At 63.1% G+C, this 23664-nt stretch carries 23 protein-coding genes; 20 read left to right on the forward strand and 3 right to left on the reverse strand.

Annotation, left to right across the window (positions count from 1 at the left end):
* Window positions 1-20 precede the first annotated feature (20 nt).
* Complete coding sequence (locus V7660_RS04580; protein ID WP_335601944.1) at window positions 21-935, forward strand: J domain-containing protein; 915 nt, start codon at window positions 21-23, stop codon at window positions 933-935.
* Here V7660_RS04580 and V7660_RS04585 read toward each other — a convergent pair.
* Window positions 932-3376: an EAL domain-containing protein gene (locus tag V7660_RS04585; RefSeq protein ID WP_335601945.1), complete on the reverse strand. Its 2445-nt coding sequence runs from the start codon at window positions 3374-3376 to the stop codon at window positions 932-934. The genes V7660_RS04580 and V7660_RS04585 overlap by 4 nt on opposite strands.
* 268 nt (window positions 3377-3644) lie before the next feature.
* Between V7660_RS04585 and V7660_RS04590 the strand changes: the two genes are divergently transcribed.
* From V7660_RS04590 to V7660_RS04630, 9 genes are all read left to right on the forward strand, one after another.
* Window positions 3645-4766 carry a hypothetical protein gene (locus V7660_RS04590; RefSeq protein WP_335601946.1) on the forward strand — a complete coding sequence of 374 codons (1122 nt, stop codon included), beginning with the start codon at window positions 3645-3647 and terminating at the stop codon, window positions 4764-4766.
* Window positions 4767-4955: 189 nt separating this feature from the next.
* The gene (locus V7660_RS04595; protein ID WP_335601947.1) at window positions 4956-5717 is read left to right on the forward strand and encodes a helix-turn-helix transcriptional regulator; all 762 of its coding nucleotides are present in this window, start codon (window positions 4956-4958) and stop codon (window positions 5715-5717) included.
* 94 nt (window positions 5718-5811) lie between these two features.
* Window positions 5812-6123, forward strand: a complete 312-nt coding sequence (locus tag V7660_RS04600; protein WP_335601948.1) for a PepSY domain-containing protein — start codon at window positions 5812-5814, stop codon at window positions 6121-6123.
* A 36-nt stretch (window positions 6124-6159) separates the two neighbouring features.
* Complete coding sequence (locus tag V7660_RS04605; RefSeq protein WP_206991011.1) at window positions 6160-6843, forward strand: response regulator transcription factor; 684 nt, start codon at window positions 6160-6162, stop codon at window positions 6841-6843.
* A gap of 27 nt (window positions 6844-6870) precedes the next feature.
* On the forward strand, window positions 6871-8304 hold the full coding sequence (locus V7660_RS04610) for an ATP-binding protein (RefSeq protein ID WP_335601949.1): 1434 nt from the start codon (window positions 6871-6873) through the stop codon (window positions 8302-8304).
* Window positions 8301-8903, forward strand: coding sequence for a tetratricopeptide repeat protein (locus V7660_RS04615; RefSeq protein ID WP_335601950.1), 603 nt, complete (start codon window positions 8301-8303; stop codon window positions 8901-8903). Before V7660_RS04610 ends, V7660_RS04615 begins: the two co-directional genes overlap by 4 nt.
* A 56-nt stretch (window positions 8904-8959) precedes the next feature.
* On the forward strand, window positions 8960-9385 hold the full coding sequence (locus tag V7660_RS04620; protein ID WP_034811208.1) for a cytochrome c maturation protein CcmE: 426 nt from the start codon (window positions 8960-8962) through the stop codon (window positions 9383-9385).
* A complete protein-coding gene (locus V7660_RS04625; protein ID WP_335601951.1) occupies window positions 9382-11265 on the forward strand; it encodes a heme lyase CcmF/NrfE family subunit in 1884 nt (627 codons plus the stop codon). The genes V7660_RS04620 and V7660_RS04625 overlap by 4 nt, the downstream gene beginning before the upstream one ends.
* Entirely contained in the window at window positions 11262-11678 is a 417-nt protein-coding gene (locus V7660_RS04630) for a cytochrome c-type biogenesis protein (protein ID WP_335601952.1), read from the forward strand. Before V7660_RS04625 ends, V7660_RS04630 begins: the two co-directional genes overlap by 4 nt.
* A gap of 7 nt (window positions 11679-11685) precedes the next feature.
* On the opposite strand, the gene V7660_RS04635 is transcribed toward V7660_RS04630, so the two are convergent.
* Window positions 11686-12243 carry a prepilin peptidase gene (locus V7660_RS04635; protein WP_335601953.1) on the reverse strand — a complete coding sequence of 186 codons (558 nt, stop codon included), beginning with the start codon at window positions 12241-12243 and terminating at the stop codon, window positions 11686-11688.
* Window positions 12244-12912: 669 nt separating this feature from the next.
* Here V7660_RS04635 and V7660_RS04640 point away from each other — a divergent pair.
* The 10 genes from V7660_RS04640 (at window position 12913) to V7660_RS04685 (ending at window position 23313) form a co-directional block, all read left to right on the forward strand.
* Complete coding sequence (locus V7660_RS04640) at window positions 12913-14445, forward strand: Do family serine endopeptidase (RefSeq protein WP_335601954.1); 1533 nt, start codon at window positions 12913-12915, stop codon at window positions 14443-14445.
* Between the two features lie 36 nt (window positions 14446-14481).
* On the forward strand, window positions 14482-15153 hold the full coding sequence (locus tag V7660_RS04645) for a response regulator transcription factor (RefSeq protein ID WP_348212460.1): 672 nt from the start codon (window positions 14482-14484) through the stop codon (window positions 15151-15153).
* Window positions 15154-15186: 33 nt separating this feature from the next.
* Window positions 15187-16587 carry a sensor histidine kinase gene (locus V7660_RS04650; RefSeq protein ID WP_335601956.1) on the forward strand — a complete coding sequence of 467 codons (1401 nt, stop codon included), beginning with the start codon at window positions 15187-15189 and terminating at the stop codon, window positions 16585-16587.
* A 7-nt stretch (window positions 16588-16594) separates the two neighbouring features.
* Window positions 16595-19258, forward strand: a complete 2664-nt coding sequence (locus V7660_RS04655; protein WP_335601957.1) for a bifunctional [glutamine synthetase] adenylyltransferase/[glutamine synthetase]-adenylyl-L-tyrosine phosphorylase — start codon at window positions 16595-16597, stop codon at window positions 19256-19258.
* Window positions 19259-19325: 67 nt separating this feature from the next.
* Window positions 19326-19841 (forward strand): EF-hand domain-containing protein, encoded by a 516-nt coding sequence (locus V7660_RS04660; RefSeq protein WP_335601958.1) that lies wholly within the window; start codon window positions 19326-19328, stop codon window positions 19839-19841.
* A gap of 101 nt (window positions 19842-19942) precedes the next feature.
* Window positions 19943-20485, forward strand: a complete 543-nt coding sequence (locus V7660_RS04665) for an RNA polymerase sigma factor (protein WP_335601959.1) — start codon at window positions 19943-19945, stop codon at window positions 20483-20485.
* Window positions 20482-20925, forward strand: a complete 444-nt coding sequence (locus tag V7660_RS04670) for a hypothetical protein (RefSeq protein ID WP_335601960.1) — start codon at window positions 20482-20484, stop codon at window positions 20923-20925. Before V7660_RS04665 ends, V7660_RS04670 begins: the two co-directional genes overlap by 4 nt.
* Window positions 20922-21407: a periplasmic heavy metal sensor gene (locus V7660_RS04675; RefSeq protein ID WP_335601961.1), complete on the forward strand. Its 486-nt coding sequence runs from the start codon at window positions 20922-20924 to the stop codon at window positions 21405-21407. Before V7660_RS04670 ends, V7660_RS04675 begins: the two co-directional genes overlap by 4 nt.
* Window positions 21408-21461: 54 nt before the next feature.
* Window positions 21462-22910, forward strand: coding sequence for an amidase (locus tag V7660_RS04680; RefSeq protein ID WP_335601962.1), 1449 nt, complete (start codon window positions 21462-21464; stop codon window positions 22908-22910).
* 7 nt (window positions 22911-22917) lie between these two features.
* The gene (locus V7660_RS04685; protein ID WP_335601963.1) at window positions 22918-23313 is read left to right on the forward strand and encodes a GFA family protein; all 396 of its coding nucleotides are present in this window, start codon (window positions 22918-22920) and stop codon (window positions 23311-23313) included.
* Here the strand turns inward: V7660_RS04685 and V7660_RS04690 are convergent.
* Complete coding sequence (locus V7660_RS04690) at window positions 23310-23636, reverse strand: heavy metal-binding domain-containing protein (protein WP_335601964.1); 327 nt, start codon at window positions 23634-23636, stop codon at window positions 23310-23312. The two genes, V7660_RS04685 and V7660_RS04690, sit on opposite strands and share 4 nt — an antisense overlap.
* Window positions 23637-23664 lie beyond the last annotated feature (28 nt).

Genomic DNA, 23664 nt, shown 5'->3' on the forward strand with positions numbered 1-23664 from the left:
CGGGTCGGGACATCCTAACTGTGATCGGATATCAGATTCGTGACTGGAAGGATTTTCCGCCCTTGGCCCTCGACCCCTATAAAGTGCTCGGCGTTGACCGCTCGGCCAGCGAGGCCGAAATCAAGAAGGCGCATCGCCGGAAAGCGAAGGATTTGCATCCCGACCAGAATCCGGACGATCCCAAAAAGCTGGAGGCTTTCAAGCAAGTTTCGCAGGCATGGGACATTCTTGGCGACAAGGAAAAGAGAGCCAAATTCGACCGCGGCGAGATTGATGGCGATGGCAATCCGACGGGTTTTCCGGGCGGCGGATATCCGGGCGGTGGCGGGGGCCAGCGCTGGGAATCGCGCGGCGCGGGCAATCCGTTTGGCGGCGCGCAAGGCGACCCCTTTGAAGATATCCTGTCCGGCATGTTCGGCGGCGGCCGGTCCCGGCGCAGCGGACCGGTCAAGGGCCGGGACGTGCGCTATCGCGTGACCATCGATTTTGCCGACGCCGTGACCGGCGCGCGTCGTCGCATGACCATGGCCGACGGCACCGCGCTGGATGTGAACATTCCGGCGGGGATCGAGAGCGGCCAGACCTTGCGCCTGAAAAGCCAGGGCCAGGCTTCGCCGAATGGCGGCCCTCCGGGCGATGCCCTGCTCGAAGTCGAAGTGACGGCGAGCAAGGTATGGGAGCGGGATGGCAAGGATTTGCGCATGACCGTGCCGATTGACCTGAAAATCGCGGTGCTGGGCGGCAGTGTCGAGGTGAAGACGCCCTCCGGCCCGGTGACGCTGAAAGTGCCGGCGGGATCGAATACGGGCTCTCAGCTGCGTCTGCGTGGCAAGGGCGTTCAGACCTCCACGCCGGGCAATCTGTATGCGCGGCTGGAAATCGTGCTCGACGATCCGAAAGACGAGGGATTGAAGGCCTGGGCGGAAGGCCGCTAGGCGCTTTCTGATTCAAAGAGCAGACTGTCGGCCATGACGCGGGCCACCATATCCTCGAACGGCGCAGGCGCCGCGATCAGAAAGCCTTGCAATTCCTCACATGACAGCAGGGCCAGGGCTTCCGCCTGGTCTTCGGTCTCGACCCCTTCGGCCACGACCGCGATGTTCAGCGAATGGGCAAGATGGATGATCGCCTCGACGATGGCGCGGGATTTCACATTGGCATTCATGGACATGACGAAGGACCGGTCGATCTTGATCCGGTCGAACGGGAATTCCTGAATATAGCTCATCGAGGAATAGCCGGTCCCGAAATCATCGAGCGAGATCTTGATGCCGAGCGCCTTCAGATCGAGCAGGATGCTGGTCGCCAGCTGGGTGTTGTTGATGATCGCCGTTTCGGTGATCTCCAGTTCGAAGCGGGCCGGGTCCAGTCGGGACTGTTGCAGCGCCATCTTGACGTGGTGGACAATGTCGGGGTCCAGCAGCTGGCGCGCCGACAGATTGACCGCAACCGATTCCCCGCCGGACCACCGGCTGGCGGCGTCGCAGGCGGCATAGATGGTCCAGCGGCCAATATCGCAGATCAGCATGCTCTGTTCCGCCAGCGGGATGAACTCGTCGGGACTGACGAGGCCGATGTTCGGACGATCCCAGCGGATCAGGGCTTCGCGGCCGACAACGGTCCGGGTAGACGCGCTGACCTTTGGCTGGAAGTGCAGGACGAATTCGTCATTCTCGATGGCCTTGTGCAAGGCGCGTTCGATATTGCGGGTCTCGATCTGTTGCTTGTGCAGGTCCGCATCGTAGAAACGGATACAGCCCCGGCCGTCGGATTTGGCAGAATAGAGCGCCCGGTCGGCAAAGGTCAGGATGCGCGCAGGGCTGGACGCGCCGGGCGGGACGTTCACGACCCCGATGCTGCCGCCGCATTTCACCATGCGGCGCCCCATGGACAGTGGCTCTGAAAGGGCGGCCAGGATCCGATTGGCCACCTCGGCCACCTCTTCAGCCGTGATGCGGCCGCGGACCAGGACCGCGAATTCATCCCCGCCGAGGCGGGCGACAAGGTCAGTGTTCGTCAGCTGGTTGGAAATGCGTCGGCCCATGGCCTTCAGCAGCGTGTCGCCCGCGCCGTGGCCATACTGGTCGTTGATTTCCTTGAACTCATCCAGGTCGATGATCATGACGGCGACATCATTGGGACGCCGCATCTCGCGTGCGATACAGGATTCCAGCTCCATGTTGAAGGAGATGCGGTTCGGAAGGCCGGTCATCGAGTCGCGATAGGCCAGCGTGCGAACCCGGGCTTCGGCGCGGACGCGCTGGGTGATGTCGTGGACCGCGAAGACAATGAAGACCTCGTCCTTTTCCTCGACGCAGCGACTGGAGATCATGGCGATGATTTCCCGGCCGTCCTCGAACCGGATACGGCGTTCGCCATAGTCGCGGTCGTCCTTCAGCGTGTCCACGTCATCCTCGATCTGCAGCAGGGTCTGGACGGCGCGTCCGCGAAGATCGGGCAGACGGCTGCGGTCCGACAAATGGCCGAGATCGCGTAAATTATCGAGATCGCTGGTCCGGTCACTGAACATGATCTGTGCGGAAACATTGGTTTGCAGCACGGTACCATCGGGGGAGACCATGAACAGGCCTTCGCTGCTGGAATCGGCCAGTACGGACAGTTTGCGCTGTTCTGTGTTGCGAAGCCGCTGAAAGCGGGAATCCAGGCCTGCGGCCATGGCGGACAGGAAGATAATCACCAGCATGGCGATACCGATGATGAGGCTGAGACCGCCAGTGTGGAGCGGTATCAGCGGGGCCTCCAGGCCTCTGATCGGGACCATTGTGGTGCCGGAGGCGCTGATGAAATGAATGGAGAGGACCGCGATCACACTGGTGGCTGTGGCGATGGCCGTACTCCAGCGGATCTTTGGATTTCCCCCCATCAGATAGGTGCCGGTATAGGCGAGAAAGCCGAGCACGAGCGCGGCTGTGACCGACACGCTGTCATATTCGATCACGGCGGAAGCCTTCAGCGCGGTCATGCCGAAGAAGTGCATTCCCGCCACGGACAGGGTGGCGATGCCTGCACAGGCCAGCCTCAAGGGCGCATCGGAATTGAGCCGCAACAGCAGGGCGGTGACAATGAAGCCGGACACGGAAATCGCGGCAGAGATGACGGTTCGTCCGCCTGAGAACAGGACCTCGAATCCGGGCTTGTAGCCGAGCAGGGCGATGAAGTGCGTGGCCCAGACGCCGAGACCGACAACCATGCCGGCGGCGATCGCCCACAATATCTTGTTACGTTCGAGCCGGGCGGCCTGGCTGCGGTAGTAGATGACCAGCGAGCAGCAATTGCTGAATGCGAGAACAAACAGGGCCGCCAGAACATGCTGCCAGTCATGCTCCGTCGTTATGCAATTCAACACGTCATACATGTGAGCGAGGTTCCATTTTTCAGGAAGTCATGCTTCTGATTGCGTTACCAAAAAACGAACCCAACTGCGCAGAAACGGCACAACTCTGGGGGAAAGCAGTTCCTTTTTCAGGGAAAGGTAATCACCCGGAAACCGTCATTGTGTAGAATATACTACAGTCCAAGCTGGTCGGGCCGAGCCGCGATGCGATGGGGCAGATGTTGGTGAGAAATCTATGGCAGGGGCAATGATGACGGCAACGCAAACGCGCACATGGCGCCTTCAAAACATGAGACTCGCGCTTTGCGGCATGGCCTTTCTGGCGGGATGTGTGCATCCGGCCCGGCCGGTTTCGCCGATCGAATCCGATACGCTGGCCTATTCCTCGGCCATTTCCGATGCCCGCCAGGAGCAATTGCTGCTGAACATTGTCCGCTTGCGTTACAACGACCCTGTGACCTTCGTGGACGCCGAGCGGATCACGACGACCGAGAACACGATGGTGAATGGCGCGCTCGCTTCCGCCTTTGCGCTCAGCGGGCAGGATCTCGACCAGGTGCTGAACGGCAATTTCGGCACCAATATGAGCAGCCAGCCTTCCATCGCCTATTCGGCGCTGCGCGGGTCGGACTATGCCCAGCAGATCCTCCAGCCGCTGCCGCCGGCAACCATCTTCCTGATGAGCCAGTCGGGCTGGAGCGTGGAAAGGCTGATGCTGTGCTGTGTGTCCCGGATCGGGGATCTGGAGAATGCTCGCGCCGCCGCCGGGCCGACGCCGCCCATGATGCCGGACAATGCACACTTTCGGGAGCTGGCCGCCCTGATGCGGTCGCTGCAGGAGCGCGGGCAATTGCTGGTGCAGGTGATTGATCCCGACGAGACCGAGGAAAACGGGGACGGCAAGCCGCGAGTCATCCTGAAATGGCAGCGCACGACCGAACTCGGCCAGCAATTGGCTGACTTCTTCCGCCGCTACTGGGTGTCCGATGTCAGCGTGATTTCGGGCGACCGCTACATCACCGAGATTTCAACGCGGGGCAATTCGCTGGGCGACTATGCGGCCCGCGGCCGTTCCCTGCTTGGCGTGATGTCGGCGCTCTCCCAGTCCGTCCACGTTCCGGACGCCCACAAGGACATCGCCCGCGCGTCACAAAGGGCGGTGGAGGCATCCGCCGATCCCTGCCGCGCGCCGGGCGGATGGCAGGATGTGAATGGCGGCCTGTTCGCCGTGCAGTCGGCCGAGGAGCGCCCCGAAACCGCGTCGATTGCGGTCGAGTACCGGGACTATTGGTTCTATGTCGATGATCGCTGCCATGATGCGAAAGAGACGCTGAACCTGCTGGATCATCTCTATGCGCTGCAGGCGGGCATTTCCTCGGATGCGACCACATTGCTGTTGCTGGGCGGTTAGTATTCGACCGGACCCCGGCGATCAGGAAAGGTTTGGAGCACCATCTGGACTGCTTTCCGATCCGATTTCCGAACGGGTGGCGGATGAGACGCGAGGGAAACGCCCCACAGGAAGCTGACCTGGCCAGAATTCCGCTTGAAACCGGCGCGAAGGGGCCACATCATGATTCCGTGGGGAAGAGGCGCAGACATGCTCGACAAATTGAAGGCCATCATGGAGGCGCGGTCCCTGCTCGATCTGCGTCAGGCGACGATTTCGGCTTTTGGCGAGATGGGCATGCCGCGTGTGTTTTGCCTGTCGCCTGTCGGGCATGACCGCTCAGTCGGCCGGTCAGTGACCAATGCGGGTTTCCCCATGGGCTGGGAAACCGCCTATCGCGAGACCCGCCACATGGATGACCCGCTGCCGGATATTTCCGTGCGGATCGGCACGGCGTTTCACTGGCACCGCCTGCCAGGGGATGTCGTGCTCAATCAGGAAGAGACCCAATACCTTGAAGACATGGCCGGCTGGGGCATGGCCAAGGGCATCTGTGTCGCGACCTATGGATCGGCGGCGCGGGTCGGATTTTTCGGGGCCAGTTCGGAATCCGGGGAAGAGGATCTGGGCGAGGTTGACCTCTCCGTGTTCCAGATCGCCGCAGAGATCTCCTATGTGCGCTACTGCCAGTTGATCTCGGCGGAGTTGCAATACGAAATGAACCTCTCCAGCCGCGAGCTCGATGTGCTGCACTGGATGGCACAAGGCCGCAGCAATGCCGGTATCGCGGAAATGCTGGACCTCAGCCAGGAGACCGTGGGCACCTATGTGAAACGAATCTTTGCCAAGCTGGACGTGTTTGACCGCACGTCCGCTGTAATGAAGGGGGTCATGCGTGGCCTCGTGATCGCCTCGGACCCGAACGTCGAAGCGGCCGCACAGATACGCCGCGCACGGCGGAACCGGGCATGACTGGCCTGCCCGCAGAGCGACCATGACCGCCTGAATACACCTGAGGGGAAGTGTTCACTTGGTATTCAGAGCCTGATGCCTATACAGCGATGTGATGAAACGGATTTCTGCCCTTCTTCTGGCCCTGGGCCTTGTGGTGACGCCACCAGCGCTCGCCCAGGACTGGCGTAACCAGTGGTCGCCAGGCCAGGCGCGCGATTCGGTGCGCGAGGGCAAGACGGTGCCGCTCAGCCAGATTTTCCAGACTCTGAAGCGGCAATATGGCGGCTACCAACTCGGCGCGGACCTGTACGACAATGGCGGAAAGCCGCAATACAAGATCGACTGGATCACCGGCGATGGCCGCAAGATGCGCTTCACGGTGGATGCCCGGACCGGCGCGGTCCTTGACCGGCAGGGTGCTTGACCCGACATTGTTTTTTTAGATCGGAGGGACGCATCCATGCGTATCCTGGTAGTTGAAGATGATTCAGACCTGCGCCGCCAGCTGGCCGACGTGCTCTCCCAATCGGGCTATGCGGTCGACCTGGCTGCCGATGGCGAGGATGGCCATTTCCTGGGTGATACCGAACCCTATGATGCGGTGATCCTGGATCTCGGCTTGCCCAAGATGGATGGGGTCAGCGTCCTGAAGAAATGGCGCGCGGACGGCAAATCCTTTCCGGTCCTGATCCTGACCGCCCGCGATTCGTGGAGCGAGAAGGTGGCGGGCTTTGATGCCGGCGCCGATGATTACCTCACCAAGCCCTTCATCACCGAAGAATTGCTGGCCCGCCTGCGCGCGCTGCTGCGCCGCGCCGCTGGCCACTCCGCCGCGACGCTGGAAGCCGGCAAGCTGGTGGTCGACACCCGCGCCGCGCGCGCCAGCGTGAACGGCGAGCCGGTGAAACTGACCGCACATGAATATCGTGTCCTGTCCTATCTGATGCATCATATGGGCCGCGTCGTGCCGCGCACGGAACTGGTCGAGCATATCTATGATCAGGATTTCGACCGCGACTCGAACACGATCGAAGTCTTCATCGGCCGCCTGCGCCGCAAGATCGGCCAGGACCGTATCCAGACCGAGCGGGGCCTTGGCTACCGCCTTGTCGTGCCGGATGCCGAAACCCGCGTCGTCGGATAAGGCCTGCACCGCGCCGGAGCCCGGACCATGAGCGACAGCGCCCCCTCACGTCCAAGCCTGCTTGATCGGTGGACACGTCTGTCCCTGGCGCGGCGCATCATGCTGGCTGCCGCTGTCTGGGGGCTGGTCGTGCTGGTCGGCGGCGCGCTGGCGTTGTCGGCGGTCTATCGCGCCCAGACCCTCAACCTGCTGGAAGAAGATCTGGAGCAGATGCTTGTCGGGCTGACGCGTGAGATGACGCGGGAAGAGGCCTTTCTCGAAGATGGCCGCGTATCGGGGGAGCAGCGCGAATTCTTCATGGGAGATGTGCGCTACCGCACGCAATATTCCGGTCGTTACTGGGCGATTGTCGGTGTCAGTTCCGACGGCGAGATCAGTGGAGACATTCGCTCCCGCAGCCTGTGGGACGAGCCGGTTCCCCTGGACGAGAAGCAATTGGAGCGCACGCTGGAGCAGCGAGGCGAAACCCAGTTCGGGGATTTCCACTTTGTCGGCCCGGCTGGCCAGCGGGTGCGCGTGGCCTCCCGCGCCATCCTGATCGCCAATCGCGACACGCCCCTGGTGCTCGTGGCGGCTGCGGACCGGGCGGCAAATGATGCGGCGGCGACGCGCTTTCGCCACCTGCTGCTGGGAACCATGATTGCCCTGTTCGGCGGCGTGTTTGCGGCGATGGTGGCCGGCATCTCGTTTTCGCTCCGTCCCCTGCGGCGGATTGGGGATGACATTGCCGAAGTCCGCGAAGGCACGCGCCAGAAATTGTCGGAAGACTATCCGGCCGAAGTGCGCCCGCTGGCGGACGAACTCAACAAGCTGCTCGATCATAACCGGCAAGTCGTCGAACGGGCGCGGACGCATGTCGGTAACCTTGCCCATGCCCTGAAAACACCGCTCGCCGTGCTCCGCAATGAGGCGACCGGCGACACATTGCTGGACGATGTGGTGCGCCGCCAGTCGGAAAGCATGCAGACCAATGTCGAGCATTACCTGAAGCGGGCGCAGATGGTGGCCCGGGCCCAGACGCTGGGGGCCCGCACCGAATTGCGCCCGGTCCTCGACGGGATCGCCCGCATGCTGAACCGGCTGTATGATGCAAGGGGCGTCAACGTGTCCGTTGACGGCGGGGCCGGGGCCGTGTTCCGGGGGGAGAAACAGGATCTCGAGGAAATGGTCGGCAATCTGATGGAGAACGCCTGCAAATGGGCTGGCAACGAAGTGCTGGTGCACATCCATGATGATGCCGAGGGCCTGACCATCGAGGTCGAGGATGACGGCAAGGGCCTGACGCCGGAAGAGCGCGCAGGCGCCCTGAAGCGCGGCGTGCGGCTGGATGAGACCATTCCCGGCACCGGGCTTGGCCTCTCCATCGTCAAGGAACTGGCAGAATTGCACCGGGGCAGCCTGGATCTGGGGGATTCCAGCATGGGCGGCCTGCAGGCGCGGCTGAGGTTCCCCAAATCATGACATTGCGGAACGGCATTATTCTCGCGCTCTGTCTCGCTGTGGCGGTGGGCGGCTATCTGCTGGTCGGCAAGCCGGGCATGGACGACCAGCCCATGGCAGACCGGCAGGCGGGCCTGATGGAAAAGGTTCGCACCAATCCGCAATCGCTGACCCCGGCCGAAACCCTGTCACGCCTTGAAGCAACGGTGAAGGAACGCCCGGACGACCCGCAGCCGCATTATTTCATCGGGGAAATCCTGCACTCACAGGGGCGCACAGCCGATGCCGCGCGGGCCTATCAGTCGGCCCTGCGCCGGGACAATGAATTCATTCCAGCCTTGCTGGCGCTGGCGGATTCCCTGGTCGAGCTGAACAATGGCGCGGTCTCGCCCGAGGCGACGCGGCTGTTCGCCAAGGCCTATGAACTCGACGAGACAGAAGTGCGGGCAGGCATGTGGGCCGCGATGGGCGCAGCGCAGGCTGGCGACCAGGAAAAAGCCGAACAGGCCATGCGCTATATCTATTCCCGCCTGCCGGAGGATGACCCGCGACGCGCACGGTTTGCCCCGATGATCGAGGCGCTCAGCCAGCCGGAAGCCGCCGTGCCCGAGGCGGAATAGCCCGGCTGCATCTGCCGCACTCCCTTTTCGGTGCAAGTCCCCCTATAAGTCTGGCCATGCGCGCACGGACACGACGGCTCTACACATTCGGCATTGCGGCGCTGCTGCTCCTCGCGGCGGCGGTGCTGGCATTCTTTGCGCTGCGCGAGAATGCCAATCTGTTCTACACGCCGGAAATCCTCGCCGAAAAAGGCCAGCCGGAAGACGGCAAGGTCGTGAAGGTCGGCGGCTGGGTCGAGCCGGGATCACTGGCTTATTCCGAAGACGGCGCGACCATGATCTTTACCGTCATCGACAACAGCCCGCACACGATCCGCGTCAGCTATACCGGCATCGCGCCGGACCTGTTCCGCGAAGGACAGGGCGTTGTGGCGACCGGCCAGTTCGGGCCGGAGGGCGCGTTCACCGCGCGGCAGATTCTCGCCAAGCATGACGAGAATTACCAGCCGCGGGAACTGAAGCCGCTGGACGTCGCCGGATGATCGAACTCGGCCATTTCGCGGCCTTTCTTGCGCTGGCGGCAGCGCTGGCGCAGGGCCTGTTCGGACTGACCGGCCAGCGGCGGCTTGCGGGCCTTGCGGCCTATGCCGGTTTCGCCGTGATGACGCTGTCTTTCCTGACGCTGGTCGTCGCATTTGCCCGGTCGGATTTTTCGGTCGCGCTGGTGGCGAACAATTCCCACACGCTGAAGCCGATGCTCTACAAGGTCGCGGGCGCGTGGGGAAACCATGAAGGCTCGATGGCGCTCTGGTGTCTCGTGACCCTGGGCTTTGGCGCCGCAGGGGCGCTGTGGATGCGCACGGGGCGCGACCTGTTCGAGGCGCGCGCGCTGGGCATTCAGGGCCTGCTGGCGGTGGGCGCGCTGGCTTACCTCCTGTTTGCGTCTTCTCCCTTTCTGCGGCTGGACCCGGCCCCGTTCCAGGGCGCGGGGCTGAACCCGCTCTTGCAGGACCCGGCGCTGAGCTTTCATCCGCCCATGCTCTATCTCGGCTATGTCGGCTATTCCTTCGTTTTCGCGCTGGCAGCCGCCGGCATGATGGAGGCGCGGGTCGACTCTGTCTGGGCCAAAGAGGCGCGGCGCTGGTCGCTTGCGGCCTTTATCCCGCTCTCGCTCGGCATCGCGCTCGGCTCCTACTGGGCCTATTACGAGCTTGGCTGGGGCGGCTGGTGGTTCTGGGACCCGGTGGAAAACGCCTCGCTGATGCCGTGGCTGATCGGGGCGGCCTTGTTGCACTCGGTCGTGGTGACGGAAAAGCGCGAAGGCTTCGGGGCCTGGTCAGCGCTGCTGGCCGTGCTGGCCTTCCTGTTCTCGATCATGGGCGCCTTTCTCGTGCGCTCCGGCATCCTGACATCAGTGCACGCTTTCGCGGTGGACCCGGAACGGGGCACGCTCCTGTTGCTCGGCCTGCTCACCTATGGCGGGTTTGCGCTCGGCCTGTTTGCGCTCCGCGCGCCGAAACTGGCCGGCGGCAAACCCTGGGTACTGCTCAGCCGGGAAGGCGCGCTGATGGCGAACAATATCGTGCTGATCGTCGCGGCGCTGACCGTATTGCTTGGCACGCTGTTCCCGCTGATGGCGGAAGCGGCCGGACGGACGATCTCTGTCGGCGAGCCCTATTTCAATCTGACCTTCACGCCGATGCTGGCGCTCCTGCTGGTCATCCTGCCCGTGGTCCAGGCCTGGGCCTGGGGCAAGGCGGACCTGAAGGCCTGGTCGAAATGGGCCATCGGCGGCGCAGCGCTGGCGCTGGTGTTCCTCGCCCTCGGCGTGGGTCTCTGGGACATTTCCATCGGCGCGGCGCTCGGCCTGGCGCTGGGCATCTGGCTTGTCTTTGGCGCGCTCTGGGAAGTAAAGCGCCGGGCGATCACTCCGGGACGTATCTTCCGCCTGCCGCCGCGTGTCTGGGGCATGACACTGGCACATATGGGCCTCGGCCTGTTCGTGATCGGCGCAGTGGTCGAAACAACCGGCCGCTATGAAACCACGGTGGCGCTGGCGGAAGGCGGATCGGGCACGGTGGCGGGCTGGACCCTGACGCTGGACCAGGTGCGCGCGATCGAAGGCCCGAACTGGTATGCTGACCGGGCGCAGCTGACGGCCACACGCGGGGGCGCAAAAGCGGTGCTGGCCCCGACAAAACGCTATTATCCGGCGGCGCAGATGCCGACAACCGAAACCGCCATCCACAAGACCGGCACGGGCGATCTCTATGCTGCGCTTGGCGAGCAGCGCATGGTCGATGGCGAGCCGCGCTGGGTGTTCCGCGTCTACTATAATCCGCTGATCGACATGGTATATTTCGGGGTGATCCTGATGGCGCTCGGCGGCGCCTTCAGCCTGTGGCCAAGGCGAAAAGCATGAAACAGCTCGTAGTAATCCTGCTCAGTCTGGTTCTTGCCGGGTTCGCGGCGGCCGAAGATGTCGCGCTGGAGGACCCGCAACAGGAGGCCCGCGCGCAATCCCTGATGCGCGAGTTGCGTTGTGTTGCCTGTGAGAATGAGCCGATTTCCCAGTCCGCCGCGCCGATTGCCGAAGACATGCGCGCGCGGGTGCGCGTGATGATCGAGGACGGCGCGAGCGATGAAGAGGTGCGAGGCTGGTTCGAGGACCGGTATGGCGAATTCGTCCTGTTTCGTCCGAAAACGGACGGTGTGGCCGGGTGGCTGCTCTGGGGCGGGCCATTCCTGTTGCTGCTGGTGGGCGCGCTCATCGGCATCCGGATTGCCCGCGCGCGCAAGGCCCCCGCCGAGCCGGTGGCGCCTGAAGAGGTCTAGGGCAGGCTTAGTAGAGGCCGGTCGGCAGGAAAAATCGTCCGCCCAGCCAGACAACCCACCCTCCGAAGGCAATGAACGGCCCGAACGGGATCGGGGTGTCGGCACCTGTCTTGCGCTGGCGCAGAAGGGTCAGGCCCAGCACGCCGAGCAGGGCCGACATGGACGCAACGAGCATGATTGGCGCAAGCCCCGCCCAGCCGGTCCAGATGCCGAGCGCGCCGAGCAGTTTCGCATCCCCGCGCCCCAGCCCGTCGCGGCCGCGCAAATGGCGATAGCCGATCTCGACGGCCACCAGCACGCCATATCCGACCAGGCCGCCAATCATGTGCGCGCGCCAGGCCTCCGGCCGGACCAGCCAGACCATCAGGATGCCGAGCAGGGCGGTGGACGCCGTGAGCGGGTCGGGCAGGGTCAGCGTGCGGGCATCAATAACGCTGAGCGCGAGCAGCAGGCCGCCGAGGCAGAGCGTCAGGATGAGCGTGCCCGGCGGCGCGAACAGCAGGCCGCTCGCGGCGACGAGACAGGCGCCGAGCCCGGTCAGCCAGAATGTCAGCTTATTATGCAATGGCTATTCCTTCTGCCCCACCGAAGGGCACTTCGTTGAAGACCACCGGCGCAGCGAGAAATCAATGCCTGCCTTTTCAGGGTCCTGCCTGAAACTGCCGGGCAACGAGACTGTCGGGGAAGAGATGCCGACGCCGCTCCATAGCACTCGTCAGCTGGGTGGGGACGCGCTTGACGATTGCAATGGTCCGGAGATGACGTCCTGGCAGGGACACATTGCCTCCGGAGGCGAATGCCGCAGTTCCTGAAAACAGGGCCTGTGCGACGCCGGCAAGGGGTATGGGACCGCTGCATGTTGAAAGGCAGGCCAAGCCATCCCGTCGCCGGCATGTTTACGCCGGTTGGAATGGTGACCTGACCCTCGCTTTAGCCCCAGAGCCTTGTTCCACTTTCAGAATGATCGCAAAAGGCGAGGCTTACAAGAGGCTTTTGACCCAAGTTGCGTAAACTTGTTTGAAAATCAGGTATCTGTAGCGTTACCTTCAGATTTACCCTGTCCGGCCGGCATGTCTCGCCGCAGGCGCGTCAATCCGCGAAAAAACGGGCGCGTTTGCCTTACCCGACGGCGAAAAACGCCTTACTGTCTTTTAATGACCACAATGCTTGTGGCAGGCTTATGCTGGCCCACATGCCCAATACAGGTAATTTTTTCAGTGACTTGGAGACAGGAATGAAGACAATCGGCATATCGAGACAGGCCGTGGTAGCCGCGCTGGTGGGCGTGGCGATGGTGGGCTCTTTCTCCCTCGCCCCACAGGTCTTCAGCCCCGAGGCGGGTGCCCAGCCGATCCAGATCGAAGCCCCGCAGGGCGCGCCGCTCAGTTTTGCCGATTTGATCGAGCAAGTTGAGCCGGCGGTCGTCAGTGTCAACGTGACCACGGAACGGGAAGTTGGTCGCTTGGCCGACATGCAGCAATTCTTCGAGCAATTCCGCGGCATGCCGGGCCTTGATGAGTTCATGGAAGAACGCCGTCAGGAAGAGGAAGAAGAGCCCGAAACGCGCGAAGGCCGCTCGCTGGGCTCCGGCTTCTTCATCTCCAGAGACGGGTATATCGTCACCAACAATCACGTCGTTGAAGGCGCCACCGCCATTCAGGTGGTCCTGAAAGACGGCAGAGAGCTGGACGCCGAACTGGTCGGTACGGATGTGCAGACCGATCTCGCCGTCCTGCGGGTCAAGGAAACGGGCCAGTACCCCTTCGTCAGCTTTGGCGACTCCCACACCATGCGCAAGGGTGACTGGGTTGTGGCGCTGGGCAACCCGTTCGGCCTCGGCGGCACCGCCACCGCCGGTATCCTGTCGGCCGATGGCCGCGAGATCGGCCCGGACAGCCCGTATACAGATTTCCTCCAGATCGACGCCTCAATCAACCGGGGCAATTCCGGCGGTCCGACCTTTGACCTGAATGGCAATGTGGTCGGTGTGAACACGGCGATCTTTTCGCCGACGGGCGGTTCTGTCGGGATCGGCTTTGCGATCCCAGCGGAGCTCGCCAATGAAGTCACCAAATCCCTGATCAAGGACGGCAAGGTCTCCCGCGGGTGGCTGGGCGTCGCGATCCAGGACCTGACAGAAGACATGGCGGAAGCCCAGGGCATCAAGGACGCCAAGGGCGCGATCATCGCCGACGTCACCAATGGCAGCCCGGCTGAAAAGGGCGGCCTCGAGCGCGGCGACATCATCCTGTCGGTGAATGGTGACAAGGTTACCGATGCCACCTCGACAACACGTCTGGTCGGCAAGCTGATCGCAAATACGCAGAACAAGTTCGAGATCATTCGCGGCGGCAAGAAGCAGACCTTGAATGTCACCGTTGGCGAGCGCCCGAGCAATCCGAATGCGATTGTCGAGCCGGCCGTGTCCTCCTCGTCTTCCGACGCGCCGGATAATGGCCAGGAAGTGACGGAAGTGGGCGCGACCTTCGAGAAGATGGATGACGCGTTGCGCACCCGTCTCGGCCTGCGCGCAGGCGAGAATGGCCTGCTCGTGACAAACGTCGCCAAGAATGGCGTCATGGAAGAGGCCGGCATTCAGGAAGGCATGGTCATCCTGGAAGTGAACAATAAGCCTGCCACGTCCGTTGAGTCTTTCCGCAAGGCGATTGCTGACGCGAAAAAAGCCAAGCGCACGAAAATTCTGGTCGCGGTCCGTATTGGCCAGATCACGAATTATCGCACCATTGATCTGTCGGACGCCGAATAGGAGATTCCGATGCTGGATACCGTTCAGGAAGACACCATGCATGTGCTCGTAATTGAAGATGATATCGAAATGGCCAGCTTCATCGAGAAGGTGCTGGTGGAAGCGGGCCATCGTGTGGACATGGCCACCGACGGCGACAAGGGACTCGCCATGGCACGAGCGTCGGAATTCGACGCCCTCGTGGTGGACCGGATGCTGCCTGAAAAGGATGGCCTGACCCTGGTCAAGGAATACCGGGAAGCCGGCGGCAAGACGCCGACCCTGTTCCTCTCGGCCCTGGGCGATGTCCAGAACCGGGTGCAGGGGCTGAAGGTTGGCGCGGATGATTATCTCGCCAAGCCGTTTGCCCCGGCCGAACTCGCTGCGCGGGTCGAGGCCCTCGGCCGGCGCCTGCCGGTGGAGCAGCAGGTTACGGTGCTGAAGGCCGGTGATCTGGAAATGAATCTGCTGACCCGCAAGGTGACGCGGGCCGGCCAGAAGATCGACCTGCAGCCGCGCGAATTCCGCCTGCTGGAATACCTGATGCGCCATGCCGGACAGGTCGTGACGCGCACCATGTTGCTGGAGAAGGTGTGGGATTATAATTTCGACCCCCAGACCAATGTGATCGATGTCCACATCTCCCGCCTGCGCGCCAAGATCGACAAGGAATTCGAGGAGCCCCTGCTGCATACAGTGCGGGGGGCAGGCTATCGCCTGCAGGGCTAGACGGCCGGGCAGTCGGCTGGCACCTAGCACGGCATGAGACTCGCCCTGCCGACCTTCCTGAAGACGACAACGTTCAAACTGGCGCTGATCTACAGCGCCATGTTTGCGGCGTTTTCGGCTGCATTGCTGGTCTACCTCTATTATTCGACGGTCTATTACATCCGCGCCGAAAGCGAGCGCCGGCTGGATCTCGAATTCGAGCAGCTGGGCAATGCCTATTTCACAGGCGGGATGGAGCGTCTGAGCCAGTCCGTTCTTGAGCGGATGACGCGCACCGGCTCGACTTATTTCTATTATCTCGAAGACTCCTCGGGCCGGAAGATTGCCGGCCATTTCGGACGGATGCCCACCACGCCGCCCACGGCCGACGTTCAGACAGTCTATTTCGAATTCCGCCAGCAAGAGCCGGACGGCACGGAAATCCTGCGTCCGGCGGCGGGCCGCATCGTGCGTCTGCGCGACAATGGCGGCGCACTTCTGGTCGCGTTCGATACCGAACAGCAGACCGCGATTGTGGGCCGTATCCAGCGCGCGATCTTCATTGCAGCGCCGATCGGCCTCGTCCTGTCGCTGCTCGGCGGCATCCTGATTTCGCGGGGCGCAGCCCGGCGCGCCGATGAGCTGGCCCGCACCGCCGAAGCCGTGATGGGCGGGGAACTGGGACGGCGCGCGCCCGTGCGCGGATCGGGCGATGAATTCGACCGGCTCGCCTCGCGGCTCAATGCCATGCTCGACCAGATCGAGAAGCTGGTAGATTCCACGCGCCATACCGGAAATGCGATTGCGCACGATTTGCGCTCGCCCCTGTCACGCCTGCGCAACCGGCTGGAGATTGCCCTCTCCGAGCCGATGTCGCGTGAAAGCGCGGAGGCGACGCTGGAAGAGACCGTCGAGGAAGTCGACCGGGTGCTGGGCACGTTCAACGCGATCCTGCGCCTCGCCCGGCTGGAGGCCGGCGCCGAAGGCGAGCGCGTGCGCATGGACGTCTCGGAACTCGGTGAGGAATTGGCCGAACTGTTCGATCCGGCCTGCGAGGAAGCGGGCCTGTCCTTCAAGAGCCAGATTTCCCGAAACCTCACCATTCTGGCCGACCGCGACCTTGTGGGGCAGGCGCTCTCCAATTTGCTCGACAATGCGGTGAAATACACGCCCGAAGGCGGCGCGATCACCTTCTCGATCACGCGTGGACCGAACGGGACGGTTGACATGACCGTGGTGGATTCCGGGCCCGGTGTGCCGGAGGATGCCCGGGAGCGGGTGGTGCAACGCTTCCAGCGCATGGATTCGGCGCGCACGCATCCGGGCTCCGGCCTTGGCCTTGCCCTGGTGGATTCGGTGGCGGACATGCATGGCGGCGAGCTTCTCCTGAGCGATGCGGGCGGCCCGCCTGACACGCCCGGCCTGAAGGCCACGCTGCGTCTGCCGAGGGTGTAATGCGCGTATGCTGACGATTGCGCCGATTGCCGAGACGCCCGAAGCCGCGCTGGTGCGGGCCTTACCAGCGGCGCCCTATCTGAGGCGTCTGCACGAGACTGGCGTGCGCGGTCATTGGCGCGACGCGCTGCAGGCGGTACGGGAAATTCCCGCCGACCTGCCAGACGCCGACGCCATGGCGGTGATGCGCAAAGCCAAGGCCCAGCTGCATTTGTCGCTCGCCGCCGAAGACCTGTCCGGCGTGCTGCCGGTGATGGGGGTGACGCGGGCACTCAGCGAGTTTGCCGAGGAGAGCCTCGAAGCGGCGCTGCGTGTGTCGCTGGCCAGGCGCGAGCTGGAGGGGGCAGGCATCTTTGCGGTCGCGCTCGGCAAGATGGGCGCCTATGAACTGAACTATTCCAGCGATATTGATATCTGTGTCTTCTATGAGCCGGGTGTGTTCATGGACGGGGATTTCTCCGCCGGAGAGACCGCCCAGCGCATCGCACGAGACCTTGTCCGGATGATGCAGGAGGCGACCGGCGACGGCTATGTCTTCCGCACCGATCTTCGCCTCAGGCCCGACCCGTCCTCAACGCCACTGGCCGTCTCAACCAAGATGGCGGACCTCTATTATGAAAGCGTCGGGCAGAACTGGGAGCGCATGGTCTGGATCAAGGCACGCCCCACCGCTGGAGATCATGCGTCTGCAGATCGCTTTCTGAAAATCCTGCAGCCTTTCGTCTGGCGCCGGAACCTCGACTATTGGGCTCTTGGGGACATTCAGGCCATCAAGCGCATGATCAACAGCAAGGTGGGCAGCGCCGATCTCGAAACCGTGTCACCGGATGTGAAGCTCGGGCCGGGCGGTATTCGCGAAATCGAATTCTTCGCCCAGACCCAGCAACTGATCCTTGGCGGACGCCAGCCAGAATTGCGGGACAATTCCACGCTCGGCGCGCTGGCGGCATTGACCGGGGCAGGCGTGGTAGAGCGCTCCACGGCGGAAGAACTGGAAACGGCCTATCTTGCGCTCAGGAACCTTGAACACCGCGTCCAGATGCGCCGCGATGAGCAGACCCATACCGTGCCCGCGAACGAGGAAGACCGCCGGGATGTCGCCATGCTGTGCGGCTATGAGGACCTTGCCGCCTTCGACCGCGACCTGCAGGCCACGCGCCGCTGTGTGCAGGGCCATTATGACGACCTGTTCGCGCATGAGGATCGCGCCCTGGAGGAGAGCCCGCTGGGCAATCTTGTCTTTACGGGCGTGGATGATGATCCGGGCACGATCGAAACGCTCGCTTCGCTCGGCTTCAGCGATCCCAGTGCGGCAATCGAGACAATCCGGACCTGGCACCGCGGGCGCGTGCCTGCGACGCGGACGGCCCGGGGGCGGGAATTGCTGACAGCGCTGCTGCCGGGCATGCTAGCCGCGATGGGCAAGACCGGCGAGCCGGACGAAGCCTTCCGCTGGTTCTCCCGCTTCTTTGAAGGCATGTCTTCGGGCGTGCAGACCCTGTCCATGCTGCTGGCCGAGCAGACCTTGCTGGATGATCTTGTCTCGACGCTGGCATTGGCGCCGCGCCTTGCGCAGATTCTGTCGCGCCGCCCCGACCTGCTGGAAGCCCTTGTCAGCCGGCAGGAACCGCCGCGCCCGGTCATTGACGAGACGCTCAGCTTCGATGGCGCGCTGGACGCGTGGCGACGCTATCACCGGGAACAGAATTTCCTGATCGGTCATCGCCTGTTGCACGGCCTGATCCAGGCGCGCGATGCAGGCGAGCACTGGTCTGATCTTGCGGACGAGACGATCCGTGAAATGGCCGCCGCCGCCGAACGGGAAACCGAAGACCGCTATGGTCCGCGGCCCGGTACATGGGCGATCTTTGCAATGGGAAAGCTGGGCGGGCGGGAACTGACCGCCGGGTCCGATCTCGACATCATCGTGATCTATGACGCTGACCCGATGGTAGCGCAGACCTGGTACACACGGTTCACGCAGCGGCTCATCACGGCGCTGACGGCGCCAACGGCTGAAGGCGACCTCTATGAAGTCGACATGCGCCTGCGGCCATCTGGTGGCGCGGGCCCTGTGGCGGTCAGCGTGCCGGCCTTCGAGCGCTACCAGCATCAAGACGCCTGGACATGGGAGCATATGGCGCTGACGCGCCTGCGGCCCGTCACGGGAGACGAGGCGCTCTGTTATCGGATCATGGAGATTGCGTGCGAAGCCATTGTCGCCCGGGCCGGGAAGGATGGCGAGACGATCTCGCAAGCTGTCCGCGACATGCGCCAGAGACTTTATCGCGAGAAGCCGGGAACCGGCCTGTGGGATATGAAGACCGCCGAGGGCGGGCTGGTCGATGCGGAATTCATCATCCAGCGTGACATGCTGCTGGTCGGCAAGCCTGACGCCATCCGGTCCAATACGCGCGAGGCCATCGCGCATTCTTCCCTTTCAGATGACGAGCGGACATTTCTGGAAGAGGGCGTCACCTTCCTCCAGTCGCTGCAACAGGTGCAAAGGCTGGCACTGGGCAGCGAAATGCCGGATGGAAACCTTCCCGAAGGCCTGAAGGACAGGCTTTGCCGGTCTGTGAATGTGGACGGGTTCGAAGTGCTTGAAACAGAAATTTCCGCTGTGAAATCAAGGGTGCACGCCCTAGCCGTAAAAAAACTTCAGCTCTAGGCGACGGATAATCCGAGCCGACCCGTTCAATATACGATGGGTGAGTAAAACAAATGGAGTTTTCTCAATGAAACGTACTACTCTCGCAACTGCCTCGATTGCCGCCATTGCGGCCCTGGCCCTGCCAATGATCGCCATTGCCCAGCCGGGTGACGGTCATCGCGGTAAGGGGCATCACGGCCCGCGCGGCGACATGACCGCCATGATTGCAGAAATCGACACCAATGGAGATGGCAACCTTTCCAAGGAAGAAGTCGATGCACACCGCGCTGCGAAATTTGCCGAAGTCGACGCCAATGGCGACGGCGCGGTGACGCAAGCAGAAATGGAAGCACATCATGAAGCCGAGCGCGCCAAGCGCATGGCCGAAATGAAGGCCCAGATGTTCGCCAAGCTGGACACCGACGGCAATGGCACGATCAGCGCCGAAGAGTTCAACAGCCGGGAGCATCCGGGCTTAGACAAGGCCGACGCCGATGGTGATGGCACGGTGACGAAGGAAGAAATGGACGCCATGCGCGACAAGATGAAAGATCGTCGTGGCGGCTGGCACAAGCGGGGCGATGGCCCCCGGTCTGAGTAAGACCGGCCTTGCTGATTGGGCCGGATGCGTGTGATGTATCAGAGTGACTCACAACGATATGACGATACTCCTCCGGCCCGTTTTCGGTTAAGCAATCTGTCTTGGCTTTCAGTTCAGACCTCGACCGGATCACACGAGCGGCAGCGGGCGATCCCGCTGCCATCTCCAGCCTTGTCGACCGCTACAGCAGCGGTGTCCTCGCGCTCGCCACACGGATGCTGGGCGATGCCTCGGAGGCCGAGGACGTGACGCAGGAAACCTTCCTCCGCGCCTGGAAGGCGCTGCCGGGATGGGAACCGCGCGCGAAATTCTCGACCTGGCTGCACCGGGTCGCGCTGAATCTCTGTTACGACCGGCTGCGCAAGCGCCGGGAAGTGACAATGGAAATTTTGCCGGAGCGTACCGATCCGGCCATGAACCCGGCAGAATTGCTGGATCAGTCCCAGCGGGTCCGTGCGGTGGAAGACGCCATCTCTCACCTGCCGGAACGCCAGGCCGCAGCTTTGACGCTGTGCGCGCTGCAGGGACATACTCAAGCCGAAGCGGCCGACATCATGGATGTCAGCGTGGAGGCACTGGAAAGTTTGCTGGCCCGTGCACGTCGCACGCTTCGCGCCAGCCTGTTGGAGAGGGCCGCATCATGAGCGGACAGATGATTTCAGACGCGCGGGTCCTGGCCCTGATCGAGGCCTATGGGGCCGATCCTGCCATGTTCCCGGATGCCGAGCGCTCTGGCGCGCGTGCGCGGATGACGGATCATCCGGAGCGCTTTGCGGCGGCCCTTGAAACTGCGCGCCAGATGGATGCGCTGCTGGGCGGCATGCCCGAAATTGCTACGCCGGGCCATTTGCGGAGCGCCCTGATCGCTTCGGCGCCGCAGCCTGCGCCCGTGCGCAAGTTCAGCTGGAAGCTGCCGGTCTGGATTCCTGCCGGGGCGCTTGCCTCGCTCACCGTCGGCCTGTTTGCCGGCATGAGCGTGGCGCAACCAGCCGCCACGCAGGATGAGCAGGCCGAAGCGGCGGTCTATGCGTCGCTTGGGTTTGATACGTATACGCTGGACCTGGAAGAAGAGGCGCTGCAATGAGTGACACCCCCGCGCGATCCCCGCGTCGCATCTCCTTCTGGATGACCATGTCGCTGCTGTTCAATTTGCTCCTGCTGGGGCTGGTTGTTGGCATGCTGGTGCGCCAGATTCCGGATCGCGGTCGCCAGGCCGAGCGTCCCCGGTTTGCGCAGGACATTGCGCCCGAAACGCGCCGCGCCATGTTCGGCCTGATGCGGGAGTCCTATCGGGAATCCCGCACCGAACGAGATGCTCGCAACCAGGCGCGCATTGAATTGGCGGATGCGCTGAAGGCCGAGCCATTCGATCCTGAACGTGTCCGCACGGCGTTTGCAAGCCTGCGCGCAGCAGATGAATCCGTACATGCGACTACCCACGCGGCCATGATCGCCCGTCTGGAAGCCCTTCCGCCTGAGCAGCGCGCAGCAATGGCGGACCTGCTGGCCCGTGGGCCCGAACGGGGCGAGCGCAATCGCCGCAATTCGCCTCCGCCGAAAGACTAGGGGTTTTCTTCTCCGCCCCCGCGTACCAGACTGGTCTCAAATCAGGAGGGCAGGATGAAGGAATATGCGGCGTTTGACGCGATGGGGTTGGCGGAACTGGTCCGCACGGGCGAGGTTTCCTCAAAGGAATTGCTGGACGAGGCGGTCTCTCGCGCGAATACGGCGCAGGGCGAGCTGAACTGTTTCTCCGCCCTCTATCCTGATCTGGCCGAAGCCCAACTGGCGGACCTTCCGAAAGAAGGCCCGTTTGCGGGCGTTCCCTTCATCACCAAGGATCTGGGCGTCATGATAAAAGGCGCGCCGCTGACCAATGGATCGGTCAGCTGGAAGGGCCATGTCGCGGTGCAGGATTCCACCCTCACGGAACGCTATCGCAAGGCCGGGCTCGTCATGTTCGGCCAGACCACCAGCCCGGAATTCGGCCTGACCACGACGACGGAATCCACCCTCTATGGCCAGACCCGCAACCCCTGGGATGTGACGCGCACCTCCGGCGGCTCGTCCGGAGGCGCGTCGGCTGCTGTGGCGGCGGGAGTGGTCCCGCTTGCGCAGGCGAGTGATGGCGGCGGCTCGATCCGTATCCCTGCGGCCTGTACGGGCCTGTTCGGCATGAAGCCGTCGCGTGGACGCACCCCGATGGGACCTTTCCAGACCGAGGGCTGGAATGGCATGTCCACCGTTCACGCCGTCAGCCGCACCGTGCGCGACAATGCCGCCTTGCTGGATGCCACACATGGCCGCGAGACCGGCAGCCGCTATGTGGCGCCCGCGCCGGAAGGCTCCTTCCTGGAGGCCGTGTCGCGAGACCCGGTGCCGTTGAAGATCGCGCTCTGGCGCACAGCGCCGAATGGCACTGAGCTGAGCCCGGAAGCGGTCGAGGGCATGGAGAAGACGGGCCGCCTGCTGGAAGGCCTCGGCCACACGGTAGTGGAGGCTGCGCCGGCACTCGATGGCGAAGCCTTGGGCAAGGCCGCCCTGTTCACGATTTCCGCCAATATTGCCGCCATGATTGATGCGCGCTCTGCCATGCTCGGCCGTCCGGTGCGTCAGGACGAACTGGAGCCGATCACCTATTCGATGGCCAATCTGGGCCGGACCGTGCCGATGGTGGAACTCGCCAAGGCGAACAATCTCTTCAATGCGGCGGCGATCACCTTCGAACACTTCCTGGATGAGCAGGGAATCGATTTGATCCTGACGCCGACCATCGCCCGCCCGCCGGAGAAGCTTGGCGTCCTGGCCCTGACCGCTGACCCCGACGCGATGGGCGCCGCGGTGGCGAGCTTTGCGCCGCTCTGCCCCTTGTTCAACCAGATGGGCGCGCCCGCCATGTCCGTGCCGTTGCACTGGACAGGCCCGACCGAAACCGCGCCACAGGGCCTGCCCATCGGCATGATGTTCGGCGGAAGGTGCGGCAGCGAAGGCCTGCTCTTTTCCCTGGCCGGGCAGCTGGAGCGCGCCGATCCGTGGATCGACCGGGTGCCCCCGGTATGGGTGGGGTAGCGGTCGTATGAGCGAGCTCACGACGCATCCGGGCGGATGCCATTGCGGTGCGGTTCGGTTCGAGGTGGACCTGCCGCCGACCTTCGAGGTCGAGGACTGCAATTGCTCCATCTGCGCGATGAGTGGCAATATTCATGTCATCGTCCCGGCCAGCCGGTTCCGCCTTCTTCAGGGGGCGGAGACCCTCACCGAATACACATTCAATACGGGCGGCGCCAAGCATCGCTTCTGCAGGATTTGTGGCGTCAAGAGTTTCTATGTGCCCCGCTCAAACCAGGATGGCTATGCTGTGACCTGGCGTTGCCTGGATGACTGGCAGACGCTGGACGTGACCATCAACAAATTCGATGGCCAGAATTGGGAGGCCAATGCCGGAGCACTGGCCCACAAGTCGAAGGCCTAGTCGCGCTCGATCACGACCGCTGTGCCGGCGACCGAGACCATCATCATGGAACCGCCCTGGCCGACGACTTCATAGTCGATGTCGACTCCGACGACCGCATTGCCACCGCGCCGGGCGGCTTCTTCACACATTTCGCGGGTTGCGACCTCGCGCGCCTCGCGGATCGTCTTCTCATAGGCTTCGGACCGTCCGCCGACGACGTCGCGGATGCCGGCGAACAAATCCTTGAAGATGTGCGCGCCGATAATGGCCTCGCCGGTGACGAGTCCCTTGTAGTCCGTGATCTCATGGCCCTGCAGGGTCGGGGTGGTCGTTACAATCATCTCTTGCTCCCTAATTATTGATTATCAA

The organism is Hyphomonas sp., from assembly GCF_036964145.1.
Taxonomy (GTDB): Bacteria; Pseudomonadota; Alphaproteobacteria; order Caulobacterales; family Hyphomonadaceae; genus Hyphomonas.